Annotated in this window: 24 protein-coding genes; 17 read left to right on the plus strand and 7 right to left on the minus strand. The window is 27.6% G+C overall.

Annotated elements, in window-relative coordinates; translation table 4 throughout:
* Positions 1–27 precede the first annotated feature (27 nt).
* The 14 genes from MCJ_RS03755 to nusG all read left to right on the plus strand — a co-directional run bounded on the left by MCJ_RS03755 (position 28) and on the right by nusG (position 12,865).
* The gene (locus MCJ_RS03755) at positions 28–690 is read left to right on the plus strand and encodes a PT domain-containing protein (RefSeq protein WP_012751376.1); all 663 of its coding nucleotides are present in this window, start codon (positions 28–30) and stop codon (positions 688–690) included.
* A 50-nt stretch (positions 691–740) separates the two neighbouring features.
* Entirely contained in the window at positions 741–1,214 is a 474-nt protein-coding gene (locus MCJ_RS03565; RefSeq protein WP_129622017.1) for a restriction endonuclease subunit S, read from the plus strand.
* Positions 1,215–1,323: 109 nt separating this feature from the next.
* Positions 1,324–3,705: a leucine--tRNA ligase gene (gene leuS / locus MCJ_RS00800; RefSeq protein WP_012751378.1), complete on the plus strand. Its 2,382-nt coding sequence runs from the start codon at positions 1,324–1,326 to the stop codon at positions 3,703–3,705.
* Between the two features lie 12 nt (positions 3,706–3,717).
* Positions 3,718–5,712 carry a DHH family phosphoesterase gene (locus MCJ_RS00805; protein WP_012751379.1) on the plus strand — a complete coding sequence of 665 codons (1,995 nt, stop codon included), beginning with the start codon at positions 3,718–3,720 and terminating at the stop codon, positions 5,710–5,712.
* Positions 5,693–6,130 carry a 50S ribosomal protein L9 gene (rplI, locus tag MCJ_RS00810; RefSeq protein WP_012751380.1) on the plus strand — a complete coding sequence of 146 codons (438 nt, stop codon included), beginning with the start codon at positions 5,693–5,695 and terminating at the stop codon, positions 6,128–6,130. Before MCJ_RS00805 ends, rplI begins: the two co-directional genes overlap by 20 nt.
* On the plus strand, positions 6,123–7,481 hold the full coding sequence (dnaB, locus tag MCJ_RS00815) for a replicative DNA helicase (protein WP_012751381.1): 1,359 nt from the start codon (positions 6,123–6,125) through the stop codon (positions 7,479–7,481). Before rplI ends, dnaB begins: the two co-directional genes overlap by 8 nt.
* A gap of 45 nt (positions 7,482–7,526) precedes the next feature.
* Complete coding sequence (locus tag MCJ_RS00820) at positions 7,527–8,723, plus strand: CNNM domain-containing protein (RefSeq protein WP_276211266.1); 1,197 nt, start codon at positions 7,527–7,529, stop codon at positions 8,721–8,723.
* Positions 8,701–9,396: a YgjP-like metallopeptidase domain-containing protein gene (locus tag MCJ_RS00825; RefSeq protein WP_012751383.1), complete on the plus strand. Its 696-nt coding sequence runs from the start codon at positions 8,701–8,703 to the stop codon at positions 9,394–9,396. Before MCJ_RS00820 ends, MCJ_RS00825 begins: the two co-directional genes overlap by 23 nt.
* Positions 9,383–10,588 (plus strand): cysteine--tRNA ligase, encoded by a 1,206-nt coding sequence (gene cysS / locus MCJ_RS00830; RefSeq protein WP_012751384.1) that lies wholly within the window; start codon positions 9,383–9,385, stop codon positions 10,586–10,588. The genes MCJ_RS00825 and cysS overlap by 14 nt, the downstream gene beginning before the upstream one ends.
* Before the next feature lie 33 nt (positions 10,589–10,621).
* The gene (gene rlmB / locus MCJ_RS00835; protein WP_012751385.1) at positions 10,622–11,311 is read left to right on the plus strand and encodes a 23S rRNA (guanosine(2251)-2'-O)-methyltransferase RlmB; all 690 of its coding nucleotides are present in this window, start codon (positions 10,622–10,624) and stop codon (positions 11,309–11,311) included.
* Positions 11,312–11,314: 3 nt separating this feature from the next.
* The gene (locus MCJ_RS00840) at positions 11,315–11,869 is read left to right on the plus strand and encodes a sigma-70 family RNA polymerase sigma factor (protein WP_041594487.1); all 555 of its coding nucleotides are present in this window, start codon (positions 11,315–11,317) and stop codon (positions 11,867–11,869) included.
* Positions 11,870–11,912: 43 nt separating this feature from the next.
* On the plus strand, positions 11,913–12,053 hold the full coding sequence (gene rpmG, locus MCJ_RS03570; RefSeq protein WP_083771816.1) for a 50S ribosomal protein L33: 141 nt from the start codon (positions 11,913–11,915) through the stop codon (positions 12,051–12,053).
* Positions 12,054–12,064: 11 nt separating this feature from the next.
* Positions 12,065–12,277, plus strand: coding sequence for a preprotein translocase subunit SecE (gene secE, locus MCJ_RS00845; protein ID WP_041594580.1), 213 nt, complete (start codon positions 12,065–12,067; stop codon positions 12,275–12,277).
* 9 nt (positions 12,278–12,286) lie between these two features.
* Complete coding sequence (gene nusG, locus MCJ_RS00850; protein WP_041594488.1) at positions 12,287–12,865, plus strand: transcription termination/antitermination protein NusG; 579 nt, start codon at positions 12,287–12,289, stop codon at positions 12,863–12,865.
* 5 nt (positions 12,866–12,870) lie between these two features.
* Here nusG and MCJ_RS00855 read toward each other — a convergent pair whose 3' ends face one another.
* Genes MCJ_RS00855 through MCJ_RS00875 form a run of 5 tightly spaced genes read right to left on the minus strand, consistent with a single transcriptional unit; the run spans position 12,871 to position 21,648 of the window.
* Positions 12,871–16,260 carry an Mbov_0399 family ICE element protein gene (locus tag MCJ_RS00855; RefSeq protein ID WP_041594489.1) on the minus strand — a complete coding sequence of 1,130 codons (3,390 nt, stop codon included), beginning with the start codon at positions 16,258–16,260 and terminating at the stop codon, positions 12,871–12,873.
* The gene (locus tag MCJ_RS00860; protein WP_041594490.1) at positions 16,235–18,904 is read right to left on the minus strand and encodes an Mbov_0397 family ICE element conjugal transfer ATPase; all 2,670 of its coding nucleotides are present in this window, start codon (positions 18,902–18,904) and stop codon (positions 16,235–16,237) included. The genes MCJ_RS00855 and MCJ_RS00860 overlap by 26 nt, the downstream gene beginning before the upstream one ends.
* Positions 18,905–18,924: 20 nt before the next feature.
* The gene (locus tag MCJ_RS00865) at positions 18,925–20,553 is read right to left on the minus strand and encodes an Mbov_0396 family ICE element transmembrane protein (protein ID WP_012751391.1); all 1,629 of its coding nucleotides are present in this window, start codon (positions 20,551–20,553) and stop codon (positions 18,925–18,927) included.
* Between the two features lie 2 nt (positions 20,554–20,555).
* Positions 20,556–20,879, minus strand: coding sequence for an Mbov_0395 family pilin-like conjugal transfer protein (locus tag MCJ_RS00870; protein WP_012751392.1), 324 nt, complete (start codon positions 20,877–20,879; stop codon positions 20,556–20,558).
* Complete coding sequence (locus MCJ_RS00875; protein ID WP_041594491.1) at positions 20,872–21,648, minus strand: DNA-processing protein DprA; 777 nt, start codon at positions 21,646–21,648, stop codon at positions 20,872–20,874. Before MCJ_RS00875 ends, MCJ_RS00870 begins: the two co-directional genes overlap by 8 nt.
* Before the next feature lie 109 nt (positions 21,649–21,757).
* Here MCJ_RS00875 and MCJ_RS00880 point away from each other — a divergent pair, with 109 nt between their 5' ends.
* A complete protein-coding gene (locus tag MCJ_RS00880) occupies positions 21,758–22,837 on the plus strand; it encodes a YhjD/YihY/BrkB family envelope integrity protein (protein ID WP_012751394.1) in 1,080 nt (359 codons plus the stop codon).
* A 57-nt stretch (positions 22,838–22,894) separates the two neighbouring features.
* Here MCJ_RS00880 and rpmA read toward each other — a convergent pair whose 3' ends face one another.
* Entirely contained in the window at positions 22,895–23,155 is a 261-nt protein-coding gene (gene rpmA / locus MCJ_RS00885; RefSeq protein ID WP_012751395.1) for a 50S ribosomal protein L27, read from the minus strand.
* Positions 23,156–23,161: 6 nt separating this feature from the next.
* Positions 23,162–23,461, minus strand: coding sequence for a 50S ribosomal protein L21 (gene rplU / locus MCJ_RS00890; RefSeq protein ID WP_012751396.1), 300 nt, complete (start codon positions 23,459–23,461; stop codon positions 23,162–23,164).
* 144 nt (positions 23,462–23,605) lie between these two features.
* On the opposite strand from rplU, the gene MCJ_RS00895 reads away from it, so the two are divergent.
* Together MCJ_RS00895 and MCJ_RS00900 are read left to right on the plus strand one after the other, a co-directional pair.
* On the plus strand, positions 23,606–24,280 hold the full coding sequence (locus tag MCJ_RS00895) for a uracil-DNA glycosylase (protein WP_012751397.1): 675 nt from the start codon (positions 23,606–23,608) through the stop codon (positions 24,278–24,280).
* 70 nt (positions 24,281–24,350) lie between these two features.
* A complete protein-coding gene (locus MCJ_RS00900) occupies positions 24,351–25,445 on the plus strand; it encodes a M42 family metallopeptidase (RefSeq protein ID WP_012751398.1) in 1,095 nt (364 codons plus the stop codon).
* The last annotated feature ends 56 nt before the right edge of the window (positions 25,446–25,501 follow it).

Raw genomic sequence — 25,501 nt, forward strand, 5'->3', positions numbered from 1 at the left:
TTAACAAAAGAATAAAGAAATTAGAATATGCTTAAAAAATTTGTTCCTAATATTAGATTCCAAGGACATAAAAATGAATGAGAGTTAGTAACTTTTGGTGATATTTTTGATTATGAAAGATCTGATAAATACACAATTAGTAGCGATTATGTAGCTTATGGAATTCCTGTTTTAACAGCTAACAAATCCTTTCTTTTAGGTTATACAAAAGAAGAAAAATACTATCAAAAGGGCGCTTGTCTTTTGTTTGATGATTTTACTTTAGAATCTCAATTTGTTGATGTGGCTTTCAAAGTTAATTCAACAGCATTAAAAATATTAACATCTAAAAAAAGATATGATCCTTTCTTTTGTTATCTGCTTTTAAATAAAGAACCTAAAAAACAACAAGGTCATATGCGTCATTACATATCATTAGTTCAACATAACAAAGTTTGTGTTCCAATGTTAGAAGAATCTAATTTAATAAAAAATCTGTTTTTTTACATAAATAAAATAATATTTTCTATTCAAGCAAAAATTACTAAGCTTGAATCAATCAAAAATATTTTGTTAAACAAAATGTTTGTCCAACCAACCAACCAACCAACCAACCAACCAACCAACCAACCAACCAACCAACCAACCAACCAACCAACCAACCAACCAACCAACCAACCAACCAACCAACCAACCAACCAACACCTCTAATTCGCTTTGCAAGTTATAAAAACCTTTGAAAATGAACACAATTAAAAGATATTGTTGAGCATCACACTTCTAATTTAACGTTTAGTGATGCTAAAAAACAAGGTAAATATTTTTTGTATGATGCCAAAGAAATTATAGGCAAAACTGATAAATTTGTTATCAAGGAAAATTACATTTCCATCATAAAAGATGGAGATGCTGGTCGCTTGAGATTTTTACCTACAAACACAGCATTTTGTTCGACAATGTCAGCTTTGACCAGTAAAAATAATTTTGATATTTACTTTATTTATAGTTTGTTATCCTCTTATTTTCCAATAGAGTCAATAATTAGTGGGACAACGATCAAACATATTTATTTCAAAAATTATGGTCAATTTGAATATTTTGTGCCTTCTATCAAAGAGCAAGAAAAAATAGCAAAAGTGTTTAAAAATATAGACAATTTGCTAAATTTATATGAATTAAAATTGCAAAAAATTGAAATGATTAAAACAACACTTCTTAATAAAATGTTTGTATAAATTTATACATAAAACAAGAAATAATTAATAATAATCATAATAAAAAATCTTTGCTAATCCTGCAAAATATTTTTAAATATGATTCTTATGTAATATAATATATAAAATTATGTTTAAGCATCAAGAAATTGACAAAAAATGACAAAAGCATTGAGAATTTAACAAAGTTTTTAAGACTCAAGATAAAAGTTTAAAAAAATTTTATGCATTGGATATGTTTCCTTATCCTTCAGCGGCTGGTCTACACCTAGGCCATCCGTTAGGCTATACAGCTACAGATATAATATCTAGACTAAAAAGGCTTCAAGGTTATGATGTTTTACATCCAATGGGATGGGATGCTTTTGGTTTGCCCGCAGAACAATATGCCATAAAAACTGGTAACCATCCAGCTGATTTTACAGCTAAAAACATTGAAAATTTCCGTCGTCAAATTAAAGCTTTTGGCTTTTCTTATGATTGAGAAAAAGAAATTGATACAACTGATCCTGCATTTTATTATCATACACAATGAATTTTTAAATTGCTTTATAAACAAAATCTTGCTGAAATTCGTGAAACAGATGTAAATTGATGTCAGGATTTGGGAACCGTTTTAGCAAATGAAGAAATTGTTCAAGATGAAAATGGTAATCTAGTTAGTGAAAGGGGAGGCTTTCCTGTTACTAATAAGAAAATGAAACAGTGAGTTTTGAAAATCACTAACTATGCCGACAAGCTTCTTGAAGGACTAAAAGATGTTGATTTTCCAGACTCATTAAAACTATTGCAAGAAAAATGAATTGGAAAATCTAAGGGTTGAGAGGTAAAATTTTTCCTTGAAGACCAAGAGGATTACATCGAAGTTTATACAACAAGGATAGAAACAATTTTTGGTGTTTCTTTTGTAGCAATTTCTACTAATCATCAATTGAGTAGTAAATTAGCTAGTCAAAATCCAGAGATTCAAAAATTTATTGATCAAAACTTTAGCACAAGTAACAAGCTGCAAACTAATAAAAAAACAGGAATTTTTACTAACCTTTATTTAACTCATCCAATTTTAAAGACTAAAATTCCAGTATTTATTAGCAACTACGTTCTTAACAATTATGGAACAGGGGCAATTATGGGTGTTCCTGCACATGATAGTCGTGATTTAGATTTTGCACAAGTTATGGATTTAAAAGTTGTTAAAGTAATTGATGATCAAAATCTACTAATAAATTCTGATAAATATAATGGCTTGACAATTTTGCAAGCTAGAGAAAAAATATTTTTAGATTTAAGTACTCAAAACTTAATAAATCAGAAAACTAGCTATAAAATTAAAGATTGAGTTTTCTCAAGACAAAGATATTGAGGTGAGCCATTTCCAGTTTATTTTGATGAAAATGACAATATTTTTCTTGAGGAAAAAATTGTCGAGTTGCCATATATGGACAAAATTAAACCAAATGGTGATGGTCAATCACCTTTAGCTAGCAACAAAAAATGGCTCACCTTTAGTAAAGATGGCCAAAAATACCGTCGTGAAACCAACACAATGCCCCAATGAGCTGGAAGCTCTTGATATTACTTAGCTTATATTTTAAAAAACAGTGATGGCTCCTACCTCAATTTAGATTCACCACAAGCCTTGGAAAGATTTAAAAAATGACTACCTGTTGACTTATACATAGGTGGGCAAGAGCATGCTGTTGGGCACTTAATATATTCAAGATTTTGACATAAAGTTCTTTACGAAGCCGGAATTGTAAACACACATGAACCTTTTTTCAAAATTGTCAATCAAGGTATGTTGTTGGGTAGTGACGGTTCTAAAATGTCGAAATCTAAAGGTAATGTTATCAATCCTGATGAAATTTTAGAGCTCTATGGTGCAGATGCTCTTCGTTTATTTTTGATGTTTATGTCACCTTTGACAGATGTTAAAAATTGAAAAAATAGTGGAATTAAGTCCATGTATCAGTGACTTGAAAGAGTTTATCGAGTTATAACTACCTCATATCAGTATGATGCAAAATTGCTAAAAAATATCACATTTGAACAAACTTATCATAAGTTTATTGCTGAGACTACTCAAAGTATTGAAGATTTAAAGTTTAATGTAGCAATTTCAAAATTAATGGTTTATATCAATTTTTTAAGTAAACAAAGTGTGCTTCCAGATAAAAAATATTTAACATCATTTATTATTATTTTTTCAACATTTGCGCCTCATTTAGCTGAAGAATTGTTAGAAAAGCTTGATGAAAATGATCTTTTTAACCAAAAATGACCAGAGTTTGATAAGAAAAAAACCATTGATTTAGACTATAACTTACCAATTTCAATCAATGGTAAAACTCGCACTGTTATTAATTTAAAAAATAAAACTACTGAAGAAGAAATTATTAAAATTGCAAAAAATAACCCTGCTTTATCTAAATATTTGGAAAATGCTGAAATTATTAAGACAATTTACGTTGCTAAAAAGATGTTAAACTTTATTACAAAAGAAAAAAAATAAATTAATTAAAAAATGAAAAAACCCCTTTATATTCTTGTTTTGCCAGCCATTTTATTTTTATTGATATTTTTATTTTTTATCATTAAAATAACTGTTGCAATTAATTGAGATCATAGAATTTTTATTGCAATCGAAACATCATTGTTTGTTCTTTTTTCTATCTTTTTTGTTTGATCCTTAATAATTTTAAGATCAAAAGTTTTGAAAAAAAATCATTTTTATTTTCAAAACTTTAACTCAATAATGCAAGCAAATAATACAGGAATTATCACACTATCTTCGACCTACCAGATCACTTCATATTCTGAATATATCAGTGATATTTATAAAGAAAAATTAATTGGTAAGACGATTTTTCAACTATTTCCACAATACAAAAAAATTGAGTCTATTCCTAATGAATTTAAAATTAAAAAAGGTCACAAATCTTATTTAATTGTTTTTGATCGCTTCAATTATTGAATATCAATTCGCGATATTACACTTTTTGAATCTTTGCTCACAGGTTATAAAAATAACTCATTAGTAGTAGCAGAAATAGAAATCGATAACTTAAATTCTTCAACATTCAAAAATAGTAATCAAGATATTTCAAATATTAAAATATTTGTTAACACATTTTTAGAAAATTTATCAAAAAAACATCATTTTTTATACAAAGAATACGAAAATGGCAAGTTTTTTTTAGTTCTTAGATATGAAACATTTCTCTTGTGACAAAAATCACATTTTGGAGTCTTTGGTGAAGATAAAACTCGAATTGATGATAATAGCACGGTTTGACTTTCTGTAGGTTTTGGTTTGGGTAGTGATAATCTCATTGAATTGAGAAGTCTTGCACAAGATGCTATATCTTTTTCAAAAATTCGTGGTGGTAATCAAGTCTCCATTTACGAGTATGGTAAAAAACTTTTTTCCTATGGATCTTATAGTGAAAATGTTATTGATAGTTCGTTAGTTGCACTAAAAAATATTTCAAGATTGCTTTTGGACAAGCTAGAAAATGCTGAAAATATTATCGTTTATGGACATCTAAATTCTGATCTAGATGCCCTTGGTGCAGCTTTTGGGCTGGGTACTTTTTTAAAACAGTATGCAAGTGAGGTATATAAAAAAAATATTAATTTTTATATTCAAAATAAAACATTTGACTCAACTGCTTCGAGATTTTTGGCACAAAGTGATTTTGTGACCAAAGATTATTTTATTTCTCCACAATTTGCTTCCAAAATAAGTGCCAAAGGTGCCAAAAATGAAAGTGTTATAGCAATTTTAGTTGATGTGTCTTCGATTGCTAGAATTGAAAATAAAAAAGCCTTTAATAACATCAGTCCACAAAATATTTTTATTTTTGACCATCACTTAGTAAATGCTGATGCTCAACAAACGCTCGAATATATCAATGATTATATAGACACTAGCGCTTCTTCGACTTGCGAAATTATTACTAATTTAATTTTATTAACATATAATTATCAAATTAAAATTGATCAGCAAGTGGCTCAAATTTTACTCAACGGTATTTATGTTGATTCGGCTCAGTTTAAAAAAACTACCTCAATTTCCACTTTTAATGCCGTCTCTGCTTTAGTTCGATGAGGGGCTAAAATTGCTCAAACTACCGAATTTTTAAAGCTAAATGAAGCGGAATCTAATATAATTAATAATATATTAGCAAAAGTTGTTGAAGTAAAACCTGGATTTTTCTTAGCTGTAGACAACCAAGAAATTGATGTTGATTTAGTTTCGATAGCTTGTGAGCAAATTTTATCTGTTAAAGGACGCAAAGCAGCCTTTGTTGTTGCCAAAGTTCCAAACAAAAAATACTATAAAATGTCAGCTCGCAGTTTATCTGATGTTAATGTGCAATACATTGCAGAACAGCTAGGCGGCGGTGGAAACTTTTCTTCATCAGCTGCAATTTCAACAACTGAAACTTTTGAGGAGTTTGTTGAAAACATTGAATTAGCAATTAAAAGGAGAGATTATGAAAGTTATACTAATTAAAGATAGCAAAGACGGTAAAGCAAACACTGTAGTGGATGTCTCCCCAGGTTATGCAAGTAACTTTTTGTTCAAAAATAAACTTGCAATTCCTTTCACAAAGGAAAACGAAGCACAACTAAAACTTCATTTACAAGAAGTGGCTATTCATGAAGAAGAAAAATACCAACAAGATTTGAAGTTAAAAGAACAAATTGAAAAAACAGTTCTTTGGTTTAAATTAAAAGGAACAAACGATGTAGCACATGGTGCAATTTCAGCCAAAAGAATTCACCAAGCACTTGAAGAACAAGGAATTCACCTTGAAAAACATAGCTTTGAACATATCAATCTTCACAATTTTGGAACTACAAATATTAAAATAAAAATTTCAGCAAAAGTTTTTGCTAAATTAAAAATTAATATAACTAAAGATGAGTAACCACCGATATACCGCTCCAGATATTGAAAGAGTCATCCTTACATATTTTTTGCGTCGACCAGATAAGGTTCACCGCTATATTAATTTGCTAAGTGAAGAAGATTTTAGTGATAAGCAATTATCAATTATCTTTCTTGCAATCAAGGAATTGATGAATAATAATGGTTCTTTTAGTGTCGAACTTTTAATTGAGCATCTTAGAAGCTATGGAAAATTAGAATTAATTGGCGGCCTTCCCACAATTGCTAATTTATCAGAATCTTTTTTAGTCTTTGATAATACAATTGAGCAATATATCAAAATTGTAACTGAGAAGACAGCTTTGCGTAATTTGAAAAAATTACTTGAAGAAAGCTTGAAAAATATAGATAATTCAACACTTTCGAGTTCTGATTTGAGCTCCCATTTGCAGTCACAAATTAACCAAATTAATTATGCCAACACGACTGATAATTTCACCAGTGTCTCAAGTGTTTCCAGCGAAATTCTAGATTATTTAGTTCAAAATCGCAATCGTGATTCTTTCAAAGGTTTATCCACCGGATATACAAATATTGACAATACCACTTCTGGGCTCCAGCCTGGTGAATTAATAATTTTGGCTGCCCGTCCTTCAGTGGGTAAAACCGCTTTTGCCCTCAACATTGCAAGAAATGTTTGTGCTAATAAAAAATCAGTTTTATTTTTCTCATTGGAAATGTCTGATAAAGATTTAGTTACAAGAATTTTATCGCTTGAGACCAACATCGACTCTGCCTTATTTAAAACACCAAAATATTTAAAAGAGGAGCAATTTGAAATTATTACAAGTGCTATTAATCACCAAATTGCTAATTATCAAATGCTCATCAATGATTCAGGTTCAATAAATATCGACGATATTTATTGACAAGTTTGAAAACGTTTTAAAAATAATGAAAAATTTGATTTAATTATTTTAGACTACCTACAATTAATCAATTCAAGCCAAAAACAAAGAAGCGATTCTAGACAAGTGGAAGTTTCAATCATTTCTAGAAAGCTCAAACAACTAGCTCGTGATGTCAACGTGCCCATCATTGCACTTTCACAATTGTCAAGAAGTGTTGAAAAACGTGAGGATAAATTGCCAATGCTCTCTGATTTACGTGAATCGGGAGCTATCGAACAAGATGCCGATATTGTCGCCTTTTTATATCGAGCTGATTACTACAACAAACAAAAAGGTAGCGAAGAAATAAGCGATGACTCGCCAACACAATTGCGAATTGCTAAAAATCGAAGTGGTCCAACAGGTATTCTTGACTTTATTTTTATCCCTCGTCAAGGACTTTTTGTCGAACAAGAATGAAATGGTGATAGCGATGAATAAGGATGGTTGTTAATGTCGTAAGTAGTTTTTATAATAATATTATTAATTTTATTTATATTATCGGCATTTTTTTCAGCTTCTGAGACAGTCTTTACAGCTACTAGTCGGGCAAAAATTGAAACCAATCTTCCAGATTTGTTTATTGGTAAGAAATTTATTTTAAAATATTATGATAATTATGAACGCACACTTACTGTGATTTTAATATGAAATAATATTTTTAATATCGGAATTTCGATTATTATTTCTGTCCTTTTTGCTACCTTACAAATTAATGAATCCTTGCAAATTCTGATTTCAATTTTAGCAACAACGCCTCCTTTAATCCTTTTTAGTGAACTGTATCCTAAAATTTTAGGAAAGCATAAACCAATTTTATTTTTAAAAATATTTTGAGTAGTTTTAACATTTTTTTACTATTTAAGTTATCCAATTGCTATTTTGATTACTAAATTTATTAAAACTAGTAAAATCACACATACTGAAAATGAGTTGAAAAAAATTATTTTACAAGGTCAACGTGAAGGTGTCTTAGAAAAAGAAGAATCCGACCTAGTTATTCGTGCGCTTGATTTTGATTCATTTAAAACTGAAAAATATTTTACTAAATTAAGTGATGTGGTCTACGTTGATTATGAAGATAGTTTCGAACATATTTGTGACAAGATAATTGATAGTAATTTTTCACGAATTCCTGTTTGAAAAAAAGACACTTTTGTAGGTATTTTGCTAGCAAAAGACATTTTACATCTAAATGAATTTTCAATAGATGACTATATTATTGAGGTACCTCTCCTGCCATCTACTAGTTTAATTAAAACTAATTATGAAATTTTAAAGCGTTCAAAATCACAAATGGGTTTTGTCACTAGTTCATTAGCTAATAAAAAAATTATCGGAATTTTAACATTTGAAGATATTCTCGAATGTCTTTTTGGACCTATCTATGATGAATATGACTACCGTGATAATCTAGAAATTTATGAGTTATCATCCAACCAAATTATTGCTTATAGTACTACCTCAATTTCTGCTATCAATAAAGCCTTAAACATCGAATTATCAACATCTTTTAGTACTCTTCAAGATTGACTAAATGCTAATTCAAAAACAAAAATTGTCAAGGGTAGCACAGTTTTAAGCAATTTTAACAACTATAAACTTGAATTTAAGATTTTTAATAAATCTAACAAAGTAATGGAGGTTAAAATTGCCAAAATTGAAGTGGAACAAGATAATTAAAATTTGAGTTGAAACATCGGAAATTGAAGTTTTTGTCAATTATACTAAAGTTAAAAAATATGTAATTAAATGATTATCTCAAAATCAAATCTTAATTACTATTTTTGATGCTATTCCTGAGAGTATAATCATTAATTTAGCGAAAGATTTTGTTCAAAAAAGACCTTTTTCTCAAGATAATTTGTCAATTTTGGATACAATAAAATGATTAGATATAGAAAATAATTTGCTATATTTTATAGGTAAAAAATATTCATTTAAAATTATAAAAATGAAAAAAACTCACTTTTTATATGCAAATAATTTTGTTGTTGATATCAAAAATTCCTGAGATCTTGAAAAAGCTATTTCCAAAGCTATTATTGAAAAATTTTGCCAATATATGATTAAAAGAACAAATTTTTGAATTACAAAAATGGGAATTGAGCAATCCTATCTTGTAAAAATAAACAAGAAAAAAACTTCTTGAGCTACAAATTATAATAAAAGTAAAATTCACTATTCAACTGCTCTTATACCCTTTGATCAAGATGTTTTAGATTATGTAATTATACACGAGCTTTCACATCATTTTGTAAGCCAACATAACAAATTATTTTGGGAAAAAGTTGCCAATTTTTGTTTAAATTATAAAGAAATGGAAAGTAAATTGAATAAAAATGAATATAAATAAAGATAGCTTTAAAATTTATGTTTGCGGGCCAACTGTCTATGATTTTATACACATTGGCAACTTAAGACCAATAATTAGCTTCGATTTTTTGATATCAATTTTAAGATATTTTAATAAGAAAGTTGACTTTTTGCATAATATAACTGATATTGATGATAAAATCATCAATAGAGCTCTTGCTGAAAATAAAAGCGAGTCTGAAATAGCCAATTTTTACTATCTACATTATTTAGAAATGCTAAAAATCTACAATGTTTTTCCTCCGAATATGATTATTAAGGTAACAGATCATTTAGACAAAATTATTAACTATATTTCTAATTTAGAACAAGCTGGCTTTACATATTATAACCAAGATGGTGATTTAATTTTCAATACTAAAAAAATTGAAAATTATGGAAAAGTGTCAGGTCAAATTTTATCAAAACTCTATAAAAATAAAGACAATAAGGCAAATAATAATGATTTTGTTTTGTGAAAAAAAACAAAAAAAGGTGTTGTTTATAACTCTAGTTTTGGCCTAGGAAGGCCAGGTTGACATACAGAATGTTCAGCTATGATTTTTGATTATTTTAATACACAAATAGATATTCATGGTGGCGGAAATGATTTAATTTTTCCACATCATGAAAATGAAAATGCCCAACATTTTGCCCTTAATAAAGAAGATATTACAAAAGATTGACTTCGTGTTGGTGTAATCAATATTAATGGGCAAAAAATGTCAAAATCGCTAGGTAATGTTATTTTAGCTAAAGATTTTTATCAAAAATACCACCCTGATGTGTTTCGAAATATTTTATTAACATCTTCGCTTAGTTCTCCTATCAATATAACTTCTGAGCTTTTAACTAATCATTCCAATTTAATACTGTCATACAAAAAAAGTTATTTTAATCACTTATTTAATCCACAAACTGTGGACAAAAACAAGGTTGACGAAGTTTTAAATTTATTTTTAAGTCAGAATTTTTCACAAGCTAATTTGATAATTTCACAATTGCTAAAAACGAATCAAAATAGTACACTAGCACTTATTTTTCAAACATTACGTTTTCAATTTGCAAGTCTAAAAGCTAGTGATGAAGATATAGCAATGTATAATTTATGAAATCAGAAAAGAGTTGCAAAATTATGGTCAGAAGCTGATGAAATACGTGAAAAATTGTGAAAAAAATATATTTTTTATTAATTTTTTCTATCATTCTTGGAAAAGAGCAATACTATGGTTAAATTTATATGTGGAAAACATTCCTTACTTGAAGCAATAGAAAATAATATCCCTTTTAAATTTATTTATTTGACTAAAAAACCAACTGAAGCTTTATTAGCAAAGCAAAATTATCAAATTGTGCCAATGAGTTTTTTGAATCAGTTGACTACCAGCAATCATCAAGGATATGTTGGTCAAATCGAGCCTATTAGGTTTTATCCGCTTGAAGTTTTACAAAAAGAGCAACCAAACTACCTCTTAATACTCGATCATATTCAAGATCCTTACAATTTAGGTGCAATTATTCGAAGTGCCAATGCTATGGGAGTAAAACACATCATATTGCCAAATAAAAGAGCATCAAAAATCACTGAGGTAAGTTTAAAAGTCTCATCTGGAGGTTTCGTGGGTATTAAATTTATAGAAGTAAATTCCTTGTCAACCGCGATAGAAAAGCTGAAAAAATGAGGTTTTTGAGTTTATGCATCAGCACTTGATAAGTCAAGTTTAGAAATCGATTCTGTAAATTTAAACACTCCGGCGGCCATAATAGTTGGCTCTGAATCAAAAGGAGTTAGCAAAACTATTTTAAAACAAGCAGATGAGATTTTTTATATCCCTATGTTCGGTAGTGTTCAATCACTCAATGTTTCTGTTGCAACAGGTATAATTTTATTTAATTTATTAAAAAAAGTGAGATAAATTATGAAAGCTAAACCTAAAGACAAAACCGAAAAGAGTATAAGAAGATTTTATAATAAAGTTATTGCCGAATATTCTAATTTAATTACCGCATGTTCTAAGCAAGTTATATATAAATTTCCAAACATTCCACTATCATGAGAAGATTTATATAATCATTCTTTGCCTTATACAGTTGAGTTATACAAAAAATTTAATCCTGAATTAGGAATTCCCATTTCCAACTATTTGATACATAATTTAAAATTACATATGATGTGGTATTGCAACTCATTTATGACTAAAAATAGTCAAATTCTTAATCATGCAGTCTCAATTGATGAGCTTTATGACAATCCGCATTTTTCTAGCAATGATTTTGACGATGAATTTGAAATTAAAGATATTTTTCAAAGAATTACAAGTGGTATGGATGAAATTGAAAGAAAAATTTTTCACTGTCACTTTTTAGAAGACAAAACTACCAAAGAAATATCACATATAACAGGTATAACTTCACAGAAAATTAATAAAATAATTCAAAAATTTCAAGAGAAAATCGAGAGCTATATATTATAATATATAGTTTAAGAAAATAAAACTAAAAGAGACAAATTTTGTTATGAAGAAAAAAATTTCGATGAGTTGTCAATCTTGTGGTAATAAAAATTACTCACTTAACAAGTCAAATTTAGCTAGACTAGTTATTAAAAAGTTTTGTAAAAAATGCAACTTATCAACAATGCACAAGGAAGAAAAATAGTGGATAAAAAAATGAAGTTAACCAAGAAAACTAAAAATAATAAGAAAAAATATTATTTTAGATTATTTTGGAAGGAAATGAAAAGAGTAAAATGACCAAGTGGTTCATTTACTTTTAAAAGCTATGGAAAAGTTATTTTATTTAACATAGTTTTAATGGTGATTTTTTTCATTATTGTAGTGGTAGCAACTCTTTTATGAAATAGAACAGGTGTAGGTTTTTAAGGAATATTTATGAAAGCATTTTTTAAGTGATACATGATATCAACAATCTCTAATAAAGAAGATACAGCAATTACTTTGTTAAAAAATCGAATTGAACATGAAGGCCCTGAAATGAAGGCGCATTTCAAGGAAATTATCAAATTTGATGTTCCATATTATGCAGAAAAAGAAAATACTCAAGAGAAAAAAATTAAATATCAAAATCTTTATAAAGGTTATTTTTTCATAAAAATGGATATGAATGATCAAGCCTGATATATTGTCAGAAACACACAATATATTACAGGTTTAGTAGGTTCTCATGGTCGTGGAGCAAAACCTACACCAATTTCTGATAGACACTTTAAGAAAATGAAGGATAATTGAGAACAAATTATCAATGATTTTAAACAATATAAAGGTATTACATTAAAAATAAAAATCGATGATTTAGTAAAAATCATCGATGGCCCTTTTAATGGTGATATCGGTAGAGTTGTTGCTATCAGTGATGATAGAAAAGTTATTGATGTTGAACTAGATAATGTTTTTGGTAAAAAAGCAATTACTTCTTTTGACTATAAAGTTGTTGAAAAGTTTGAAAATTAATTTTGCTACTTTTTAAATTTAGCTACAAATTTATTGTATAATCAAAAAATCAATAAAGCTATCCCTAAAGTTATAATCACTCCTATTGGAATTAATGAGTAATAATCACTTTTTTTAATTAGCGAATTTGTCTTAATATTTTCATCATTTTCTTCAGAATTAGACAGATTTATAACTTTAATATTTTTTGTTCCTGTCACCTGAAGAGAAAGAGGTTTTATAACAATATCTTGTGACTTAAGAGTCGGATTATTTTTAAAATTTTCAACTATTTTGTCTAGTTGGCTAATTTGAAAATAGCTATCAAAATCTACCTTCTGATTTAAAAAATAATCTTTTAGTTCTTTTTTTATTAATTTTCCAATATTATCTGAATTTTTAGGTTTTATTTCTATTTTTTCTAAATTTATCGAGGATAAATTATTAATACTTGAATTTTCTTTGTTAGCTACCACATTTATTAATTGGATATTTTTGCTTCCAAAAATCATATTGTTTGAATCAGGATTTGTTGTCAAACGCAAATTAAATATTTTATCAAGATTAGTGTTACTACTTTCTAAGCCATTTATCGCTTTTTCTAATATTGAATAGAAATTTTCAATGTTTCAATCTTGTTCAAATTTTCAATTTTTTGATTCTCAATTATCATAAATTTGTTGATGAATAAACTGTTTTGCTTGTTCTAAATTATCAATACCAGATAAATTAATTTGCTCTAATTTGAGATTTTTAAAAATGTCAATATATTGATTTTCTTGATGATTAATTAAATGTTTGTTTTCAGTTAATTGGTAATTTTTGGTAAACTCTGGTTTTAATTTTAGTGCTAAAAAAATAGAATTATTTTCTTCAACAAATTTTGTATTTAAAATATTTAAAATAGAATTATTTTTTTCTAATTCTTTTACAAAAGTATTTATATCGTTTTTAAATTTAGGTATATTTACCTTTATTTTTTCTTTATTTAACAGACTATTTGATTGGTAAATGTTTGCATTTTGAGCAGTGATTCTATCATTATAAAGGCGAATATAATTTTGATTTAAGGGCCTGATAATAATGTCAAAATTGAACCTATTGTCTGTTGTTTCTTGTATATTTTTAAAGGTTATTTGAAATTTACTTGATAAATCAGGACCTATTAAAGTATCTAATATTTTTTTATTGTTTTTTGGGTTTAAATAAAATTGTTTTTTTCCTTCCAGTCTAATTTTATCAAGTATTCACTCTAATGAAAAGTTAGGTAATTTATTGAAAATATAATTATTATTCAAGGTTTGTTTTGTAATATCTTCATTTACTAACGTTCTTCAATATTGTAATATTTGTTCGTAATTTAGTTGGAAAATTTGTTTTTTAGACAAATTTTTATTTTTTAAAAATTTAAATAATTCAACTCCGGGTTTTGAATTTCAAAAAAGTAAAACATCTTTATTTTCATACAAGTTGTTTGCTAATTTGTTGTTTTCATCTTGACCAATTGAAAGTATTTTAAAACTATTAATTCCACTTTCATTTTGAGTTTGGATTAATCAATTACCAGTTGAAGAAAAGAATCGGCTATAATTTTGGTCTGCAAAGGTGTTTTCTAGTTTTCTAATTTGTACATTATTGTTTTGGTCAAAGTCTATTTCAAATATTTTGCTTTCAATATTATTTGTATTCCCAAAATTATTTAGATCTAAATTGGCTGCTTGCTTTAAAATGTTTAACTCAATTATAAAGCCATCATCAACATTATTTTTATTTAAAAAAATATTAAATAATCCTTGATAACTAGAATTTGCAAATGTTTTAGGTAATATTTGCTTAGGAACTCAAATTATTTCCTTTTCTACTCCAGTTTGAAGGTTTATTTTAGGATTAAAATCTTTATTTTCGATAAAATTTCCTTGATTATCAAGGATATTTTGTCCTTGATTATCTAATAAAAATGGACTAATAAGCTGTTTATCCTTTAAATTATCATCAATATTTCAACCAAAAGATGTGATGCTTAAAATTGGTGGAATATGATTGATTATGATGTCTATTTCATAAATAGATTTTATTTCTTTTTGATTTTGACTTTTATCTTTTGTCTGTGAATATTCTATAATTTGAACTTTAAATTCATTACCATTTCCAAATATTCTCTCATCAGCAAGTTTAGCAGTAAACACCTTGTCTACAACACTTGCTACCTTGCCATTTACTAGCAAAACTTCATTTTCATCTGGTTTAGTTATAAATTTTATTACTACATCATTATGGAACTCTAATTTGCCGCCATATGTTTTATTTGCTTGGTTTTCTGTTTGTTGAGTGGATGAATTTTTTCAAACTACTACCTTATCATTTTCTAAGCCTGTACCATCTTTGTATATTTTGCTAGGATATATTTTTAGTCTGTTTTTTGTTGCTTCTTTTAATAATTGAGAGTCATAATCTCAGTGGATTAAAACATTTGAATTTATTGGTAATTCACTATAACTATTGCTTTGTTTGTCAAAAACTTTAAGTGAAAAAGCTAACTTTCTATCATCTAGAAATTTATAATAAATATAAGAGTCAAACTTTTTTAAATCATAATTATTACTAAAATTATCAATTTTAGTTTTTATCTGCTTTAAAAAATTTTCCTGATCTTCTCATTGGTCAGAAATGGAATAGTCATTGTGGCTTTTTGGTCATCAAAGACGAAATTTACCATTATCTAATACAGAGTTGTTAAAATCTCTTTGTAGTTTGGAAAATAATTGATCTAATTCTTGATTTTCTTGTTTTATCAACAAGGGATAAAAATTAAAAACGACCTGAAAAATAGGGTTAACAACTTGATTATCAATTTCAAATCCAACTTTGAATTCAACATCAGATATTTCTATTAAATCTTTATTTAGCTTATATTTTGCAAATTTTTCATCAATATCTGATTGCAAATATTGACTCATATCAATTTTATTTCCTTTTGCATCTTGGGCTAGTAATTTATTTTCTTTTAGCTTAGCTAAATTAGTTGTGCCCTCAATTTTAAAAGGGTTTTCTAGATTGGCATGAGGGGTATCTAATGTGCTATAAAATCAATTAGGACATTGTTGACCATAAGTACATATTTGTGTTCTTTTTTGAACACTTTTTGTTCTTTTTCCTAACTCATAATTCCCCTTAATATTGTCACTATTATTGAGATATTCTTGTAAACTAATTTTAATATTTTTATCATTATTTTTTCAATCAAAATAAAAGCTTTTGGCATCAAATTTGACTCCAGGAAAAGCATAACTTATTTTAATTTGTTCTTTTTGATTTTTATGTTCTGGCTTTTGATCAATAGATATATTATTTGCTTGAGAAAACATGAGAAGTGGAGTGATAATAGATAAATTAATTGCTATAATTTTGAACTTCATAATCGTTAGTTATCTTTAGAAATCTATTACCTTGGTCAAAAAATAAATGTTTTTCCCCACTATTGTAATAGCTTGAACATAAATATCTTTCATTAGCGTTTACAAAAAAGATAAAATCACCTACCTGAGCATAAGAAATAAAATATTTTTCTTCATTTGTTAGTCCACCAGAAGCCGAAAACAACTTGTCGACTTTTTCAATGTCATTGTTTTTTAAGTTAAAAAAGAAGGCATATTGACAATTTTCAATGATCGATTCACTTTTTCTAGCAAACTCACCACTAATGGCAAAATCACCAGGATTTTGTGTTGTAATTACTATTGATCCATTGTATTTTCTTATTGTCTTTGTAATTTTGAATAAAAAGTCAAGTGCAATCATATTGGACTCATCAATAAATTTATGAGCTTCATCAACAACTAAAATAATTTTTTTATCATTTTGAATATTGGCAGCGATTTGACCCTCAATAAATGATAAAATAAGGAAAAATCCAGCTTGATAAATCCGTTTTTCTAAATGCATTAAAGTAGATACATTAAAAATAGTTAGCAAATTTTGAAGATTTATTTCACTAGCAACACCATTAAATAAATGGTTTAATTTTCCAAGATCGCCAAATTCGTAATTAAGAGAAGCTAAAATTGTTGCTTTTTCTTGCGGTAATAAATAATCAAAATCACTTTCTTTTACCTCCCTAATCAGATCACTAATGGTGGGGTAGTCATGACTATTTAGCTTGGTGATATCAACTTCCTTTAAATAAAAACCTTCTTTTTTATAGATTTTTTGCACGCTATCGACAATGGCAATAATCATTTTGTGACTTAAATTTGGAAACAAGATTGTAAAAAATCTCTCAAGTGTATTTAGGTGTAGTGCTATAGTTTCATAGTTATTAAAATGATATTTGCTAATTTCTTTAAACTTAGGATTAAATACTTTTTGAATTTGTAGGGGGTTAAACAGCGTGGTGTTGTCACCACCAAAGTTGATAATTTGTCCTTTACTAAATTGTGCAAGTTTTCAATATTCGTTTTGAGGATCTAAAACGATTGTGATATTATCTATCATTTGATTATAAAGTATAATTTTTTTGGTCATTGTAGTTTTTCCAGCTCCAGAAGTTCCTAAAATAAAAGCATTAGAATTTTTTCTATCTTGGTTTTGCAAAAAAATGTCGAAAAATATAGGACTATATTCATTTTTAGTTGTACCTATGATATTAAAATTTTCATCATTAAAATTTCTGTTAGTAAAAGGAATGCCAAAAGAAATATTGCTCGCTGGCATTTCGATATCTTCTTCAAGTAAATTTTTGTATCTAAAAGAAATTTGCGTAAAAGCTTGCAATTGTCTATATTTTAGGTGGTTAATTGTAGCCCCAATATTTTTTAAATTATTTTTATTTTCAATTTCGAGTTCCTTCAAACCTTTTATTGTGTTAGAGACACTTAAGAAGAGAAAAGTTGAGTAAAAAATTTCCTCTTTTGCACTACCAGCGACATCTATAATTTGTTCAAGAGCCATTCTTTCAATTTTTGATTTAGATTTTTGAACAATATTAAATTTTTCATTCATATTTGATTCCAAATTTCTAGCTCCCTTGCTAAAACTGCTTTCTTTTTGTTGGCTGGTTAATCTAGTCAAGTGTCAAATCACATTACTATTTGAAGAAAATAATTGCGAGGCTCAACCAAGTGGCAACTGAAATGGGTATTCATTTATACTTTGAATTGAAAAGTATAGATCATTAATCTGAAAATATTCTGGTTTTCATTTAATCTCTTTTTGTGCAACATATTTGGCTATATTATCACCTTGATGGATATAATTTATTTCTTCATCAGTTAAAAAATCACTAAAATTAATGATTTTTAAATGAACATTTAATAGCTCTTCAGAATTTAGTATATTGTTAGCAAAACCAGAATTGATTAAGTTGGAGTGTAACAGATTTAGTTGTTGCAAAAGAGAATTGTTTGATTTTTCATAAATAATAATAAAATATTTATGGTGCAAATATGAGCCAAAATTTTTGATGTCTTCTTGATAGTTTGCACAAAAATCTTGGTCAAATTTTTGTTGACAAAGATGTTTGTTTTGTTCAAAAAAAATCATATTTTTACTTAAGTCATTTTCTTGTGCTATTTTTACAATGGTAATTTTACTATTTATAGCATTTAGTGCAATAGTTAATTTATGCATAATTTGTTCAATTTTTTCTGAACCTATACTAAAAATATCTTGACCCTTGATTTCTACCCCAGCAAAAAAACCACCACTAATTTGAATAGTTTTATTTTTAGCTTTAATATATGGGACTAAATTTACTGTATTAGCACTGGTTTTTGAATTTCTAATGTGACGCTTAGGTCTTGATTGGTAGAGAAGAAAATACCAGACTATCTTATAACCTTTAAGTGCTCAACTTTTATAGTATTTTACTAAAGGAAAAGATGTTGTCATAAACAAAGTAAATGAAATAAGAATTTTTCATAAAATAAACAGATTGTCATTAACAGTAAAACCTATACTAACAGAAACAAAAAATAAAAATAAAATTATTGGTAAATCAAGCAAAGTTATATTTCTAAAAATATGAATTTGCACGGATTTTATACGTTTATTTTGTAATTTCATCAATAACTCCTAATTTATTTTTATTCTTTTTTTGTCAAATTTGATTTATCATTTTCATCATTTTCAGTTTTTGTTTTTTCTTGCTCTTTTTGTGAATTGTTCTTTATTTTTGGACTAGAAATTGAAGTTTTAGCTTGCTCGTTAATTATTGGATCATAATTTTGAGTAGATTCTATTTGTTTTTCTTCAGTTTTTAGCTTGTTTTTTGAAGGATTTCATGCTTGTTCAGAGACTTTAGGTGAGTCAGTTTTTGATTTATCATTTTTTTCATTGACAGATGTCGATTTTATGGTATCATCTACATTTCCTATAAGTAAAAAATTAGGATTTTGTTTTGTTTTAGAGTGTTCTTTGTTTTGGTTAGCTGTTTTATTATGTTTTATATTTAGTTGCTCATCATTATTGGATCTTTTTCACATTTTTGTTCCTTGAGAAGCAGCAGCAATTCCGCTTCCCACTGCTAAACCTGTCATCATCAAGCCGCGTCAATTTAAACCTTGTGATTGACTACTTGAAATTCCATTTACACTAGGTAGTATTTTTGAGCTATCACTAAAAATACCATTTGCTTTTTTATTACCATCTCCGCTTCTACCTCTCATTTTCAACATAAAACCACCTATGGCACCCGCTGAAACTCCTGCAACTTTTAGGGCTGAGCTTGCCAATCTTTGTTGATAACCTACAAGATTTCCTTGACCAAATTGTGATGCTATTTGCTTGGTAAAGGTTATAATAGCAATTCCACCTCCTATTATAAAAGCTAGTTTAACAAAGAATTTGTATAAAAATTCGTTAGAGCCAGCTTCTCTAAAATTCATTGAATCAGCAATAAATAATGTCGATGATAGTCAAATTAGAAAAATATTAAAACTTGTTTGGTAAACAATTAAGGAGGCTAGTTGCCCAAAAAACGACTTCACTCATAGCTTAATTTGCTTGCCATTATCCCAAATACTATTGGCAATTCAGAGCGGCATTGTAAGAAAATTCATAAATAGTTGTGCACCTGCTACAAATCAAGAAATAAAACTTATACCTAAAATAAAGCTAATCACTAGCGAAGCAATACCTAAAGTTAAAACTAACTGGATCGCCTCGCCACTATGAAATCTGGTGTATGAGTCGTAACCTGGAGGACGAAAATCTTTAGAAATCCTTACTACTTCAGATTCGCTTATTTTGTCGGTAGATGATTTTACAATTAAATATGTTAAGCTAGAGTTGCCTCTAACATATTGATTTACAAGATCGAGTAACATCTGTAAAATAATTAAACTTGCAAAAAGTAAAATTGGAAATAAAAAGGCAAAAGCAAAAGAAACAAACACTCCTCTAGTCATGGAGACGATTTCTTCGCCAGGATTTTCCTTTCTTGCAACTAAAAATTTTACAAATTTGGCAACAAATAAGACAAATCCCATTGCTAAAGCAACAAAAACAAAGACTCAAAATCCAACAGGCAAGTCTTGGAAACTAAATTTACCTTTTTGAAAAATTACTCTTACAATAATTTCAAGACCTAGTTGTTGAAAAACTAAGTTAAAAAATGCAATTAATGCCAGAGGAATATAAACAAAAAGATATCATCCTAACAAGAAAAAAGGATAGGTAATAGCATTAATTATTCCAGTAAAAAAGCCAAACATTTTTAACTTCTACCGGTTGCCGCACTTGAAGCAACACTAATGATGAGAGCTGATAAACCAAGAACTACTAAAATAATCACAAATCCAATTGTTGATCAAATTAGTGCTTTTTTTCACTTTTCGCGTTTTTCAGCATCATGAGAAATTGCAAGCATAGTTGCAAAAAATATTACTGAAACAATTAGAATACCGGCAATAACTGGCATTCCAATATTTGTTAAATATTTTAGTCAATTTTGCAGTTGTGTTGATAGTTGAGATAAACCTTGCGAACCAACAGGATTTGTACCGCTAAATAATATAATATTGTTGATAAACTTATTCATTTGCTAAATCTCCTTGTTTAAATTTTGTATCTTTAATTGCTGTAATTCAGTTTGCTCCTTGCTCAATTAATGTTTGATTTCCAAAATGTTCATGGGCATTTTCACCCTTGGAAAAACAATAAATTTCTTTTCCTAAATTTAAAAAGTAATTGATCAAATTGTGTAATCCACTTTTTTTATTAATTGAATAGACAATCAGACAACTTGCCAATCCAGCCACAATTCGATTGCGCTCAATCAGTCTTTTAGTACTGATTTTATCTTGTGGTGGATACTCTGAGATAACCAAGAGATTTTCATAATTGTCTTGATTGTCTAAAAGTCAAGGATTTTCAATACCGTTTGCGGAAACTAAAATAATGGGAGCATTATTTAGTTTAAAATATTTAATAACTCTTTCTTCAACACCGTGATATCCATTGACAACTAATGTGTGCCTTTTGACAACTTCTGGTAGTGAATTATTAAAAAAGTCTTTGACATTTTCATCATATTCATCACCAGTTAGAGTAATTTTTGGACTATCACTTGTCAGAATGTCAATATTACCTTTATAAAAAATAACAAAAGGAGGTTGTTTTAAGTATTCAAGCTCTTTTGGATACTCTCGATCTAAGATTGTTATTGCCTTGATTTTATTATTTTCTAGTAGTAATTTTAGATTATTTAGCTCATCTTTTTCAATAACTTCATTTGTTTCCAAAGCTTTCATTATTTTTCTAAAGTCACCTTGATACTTGATGCTAAAATATATTAAAACTGTTTTCATTTTAACCCCTTTCACCACAAATTAAACTAAAGTTGGTAAAATATAATGATAAAAAGAAAAAAATCACATTTTAAAGATTTTTTTATTATTTTTCAAGGAGTAATTAGAAGTGAATAAAAGTCAAAAATATCTAAAATCAATTCTTGTAAAAAAAGATAAATATTTAATTTTTACAAGAAAAATATGGTTTTGGATCATTTTTATTATCCTAAAACCATTCTTTTTTTTCATTTCAATAAATGCAGGTCACAGAAAAATTAAACAAAAAGTAAGCAAAAATGATTTACGAGATATTGTTAAAAAAACATTAGAAAAAACTAGCAATAAAACATTTGCCATTATTTCAGTATCTCAAGCTTTTTATATTTTAGTTTCTTTTATTCCTATTTTGACTTTAATAACTATTTTACTTCTATTTTTGAGCAAAATTGTTCCTAGTTTTGTTCATAACGGAAAAGAATGAAAATTTTATGATTTTATAATTAGCGAGGTATTAAACAAGTTTATTCCTGGGATTCAGCAATCAATTAGTTTTATAAACAATGTTACTTCAAAAAGTATGACAAACATAGCTTTTTTAGCACTTCTAGGTTCATCTTTTTTGATTGGTGCAAATGGATATTCACGTTTTATTAATTATTATTCGCTAAGTTATAACCACACAGACCCGATTAATTTTTGGATTTTAAAACTAAAAAGTTTCTTAATAATTATTGGAATTGTGATCATAACTACGATTTTTATTTATCTTTCTAGCTTATTATTTTTTGTCTTTAAATATTGAAGTTTATTCTTTAAATCTTCAATTCTTTTTTATAACATTTTCTTTTATTTTTCTTCTTTTGTTCTACTTTTACTCTTCTTTTTTGTTTCTTCTTTTTTACTTTTGAAGTATTTACCAAGTTTTAAATTAAATAGAAAATGGATTACTCCAGGTGTTTGAATTATGATGAGTTCCAATACAGTTTTTACATTTTTATTTAGCTTGCTTGTTCTCAATGGCTGAATAAATTATGATAAATTTGGATCTACATCTACTTTTTTATACCTATCTACGTTTTCGCTTTATATTTCGCAATTTTATCATTTTTCGATAATTACTAATTATTCATATTCACAGAAATTCTTTAGAAAAACATATGTGAGCAAGTGGTATGCCAAATTTCAAAAATCATATTTGAGTTTCTAAAATTTTATTGTAAAATAAAAAAAGGAGATTTACTCCTTTTTTTATTTTATGACTATATTATTGAATTTTTTGAGGATAGACAGATGCGTATTTTCTATTTTTAATAGTTTCAAATTTTACAAAACCATCAATTAGACAAAATAGTGAATCATCACCACCCTTTGCAACATTTTTACCTGGGAAAATTCTTGTACCTCTTTGTCTAAAGATAATAGAACCTGTTGTTGCAAATTGTCCATCACTAAGTTTGATTCCGAGTCTTCTACCTTTGGAATCACGACCATTTTTAGTCGAACCACCGGCTTTAGTCTTTGCCATGTTAGATTATCCTTTCAAAGTAGTAATTTTTACCCGTGTATAAGGTTGACGGTGCCCTAATTTTCTTTTATGTGTTGATTTAGCATTGTGACGATAAACAGTAATTTTTTTAGCTTTACCTTGTTTTTCAATCACACCTAACACATAAGCATTTTCTACTAATGGTTTTCCAACTTTACCATCGATAAAAAGAACATCAGAGAATTTAATTTCATCTCCTACATTACCTTCAATTTTTTCTACAAAAATTGATTCGTCTTTTTTAACAATAAGTTGTTTTCCACCTGTTTTTATTATAGCAAACATTTAGAACTCCTTATGTTTTTATCATCTTGAAGGTGCTACGCTTAAACCTTTTCAGAATGGTTACGTAAATTAGGTAACAGCTTATAATTATACACAAATTTCAATTTTTTTGTAAAAATATATAATTTATTTAAGGTGGTAATCATGAAAGAAAATAAGAAAAATAGTTTAGTTAGTTTTCAAAATTTTTTAGATCAAGAAAAACAAAAACAATATTTTCAAAAATTAATGCAATTGCTTGCAAAAGAGTATAAAAATGAAGTAGTTTTTCCAAAAAAAGAAGAAATTTTTCGTTCCTTAAAACTTTGTAATTTTAGTAATTTAAAGCTTGTCATTGTTGGTCAAGATCCATATCATGATTTTAATCAAGCAGATGGGTTGGCTTTTTCTACTAGATTGGCTAAATTGCCACCTTCACTTAAAAATATTTTTTCTGAGATTAAAGCTAGTTATCCAAATTTTAATAAAACTAATGGTAATTTAGAAAATTGGGCAAAACAAGGTGTCTTGTTGCAAAATTTGGTTTTGTCAGTCAGAAAATCTCAACCTGGCTCCCATTATTTTTTAAATTGAGATCAATTTAGCATTAATTTGTTTAAATTTATAGTAGAAAATAGAGAAAATATCATTTTTTTACTTTTAGGAAAAAAGGCACAAACTATCTTAAAACATGTAGATTTATCACAACAAAAAGTTTTTGCTTTGTCGCATCCTTCACCTTTTAGTTTTCAAAAAAGTCTAAAAAATTCTAATGTTTTTAAACAAATTAATGATTTTTTAGAACAAATTAACAAAGATCCTATTAATTGAAATTTATAAAATATTTTTGATTATTTAAGTATAATTTAATAGATAATAATTGACTTAAAAGGAAAATAAAGGAGAAAATATGGACAAGAAAAAAATAAATTATGACAACTTATACAATAAACTAAAGCAATACACAGAAATTGATGGAATGTCAGGTTTTGAAGAAGATGTTGTTAAACAAATTAAACAAAATACCAGTTCTGCAAATGTTGAGTTTCAAAGAGATGGAATTGGTTCTTTAATAATTGAACAAAAAAACAAAGTTAATGGACCAAAAGTTGTAATAGCAGCTCATATGGATGAAATTGGCTACGTTGTCCTTGACATAACAGAACAGGGATTCATCAAAGTTAGATCTATGGGTGGAATTTGAGGTAATGCTGTTATAGGTGCAAAAGTTAAATTAATTACATCAACTGATAAAGAATTTTATGGAGTTATTGGTCATACATCAGTGCACATTATGGAAGCTGAAAAAATTAAAGTTGCACTCCAAAATAAAGACTTATACGTAGATTTTGGCTTTAAAAATAAACAAGAAGCAATTGATGCCGGTGTTGAACCAGGTGATAGAATTCACTTACAAACTGAGACTTTCCGTTTTGCAAACAATGATTATGTTGCAGGAAAAGCAATAGACAACCGCTCAGGAGTGGTTGTCATTGATGAGTTAATTAATAGAATAGCTAATAAAAAATTAACTAGTAATCCCATTATTGTTGCAACAGCTCAAGAAGAAGTTGGAACACGTGGTGCTCGCGTTTTAGCAAGATCTATTAATGCTGACATTGCTTTTGCAATCGATACAGGAGCAGCCCATGATACTGAAGGCGCAATTCCAGGTATTCAAAAACTTGGTGCCGGAGTTTCAATAGATGTTATGGACGGTGGTCTTATTGGTAATCCAAGACTAATTAAATTAATTTTTAAAATAGCCAAAGAAAAAAATATTCCTGTTTACAAATATGTCTCTCAAGGTGGAGGTACAGATGCTGAAGAACTACAATACTTAGGAAAAGGAACACCTACAGTAAGCATTTCTATTCCACAAAGATACCTTCACTCAACTTATGGTGTTGTTAGTCTACATGACATCGAAGCTGCTATCGATTTAATCGAAGCATTTTTAACCACTTTTGATAATGAGTTAGCTGAAGAAATAAGATTTAAATAATATTTTTTATAAAAATAAAACAATTAAAAAGGATTCTTGTCTAAAATAATTAAAAT

The organism is Mesomycoplasma conjunctivae (assembly GCF_000026765.1).
Classification (GTDB): domain Bacteria; phylum Bacillota_I; class Bacilli_A; order Mycoplasmatales; family Metamycoplasmataceae; genus Mesomycoplasma; species Mesomycoplasma conjunctivae.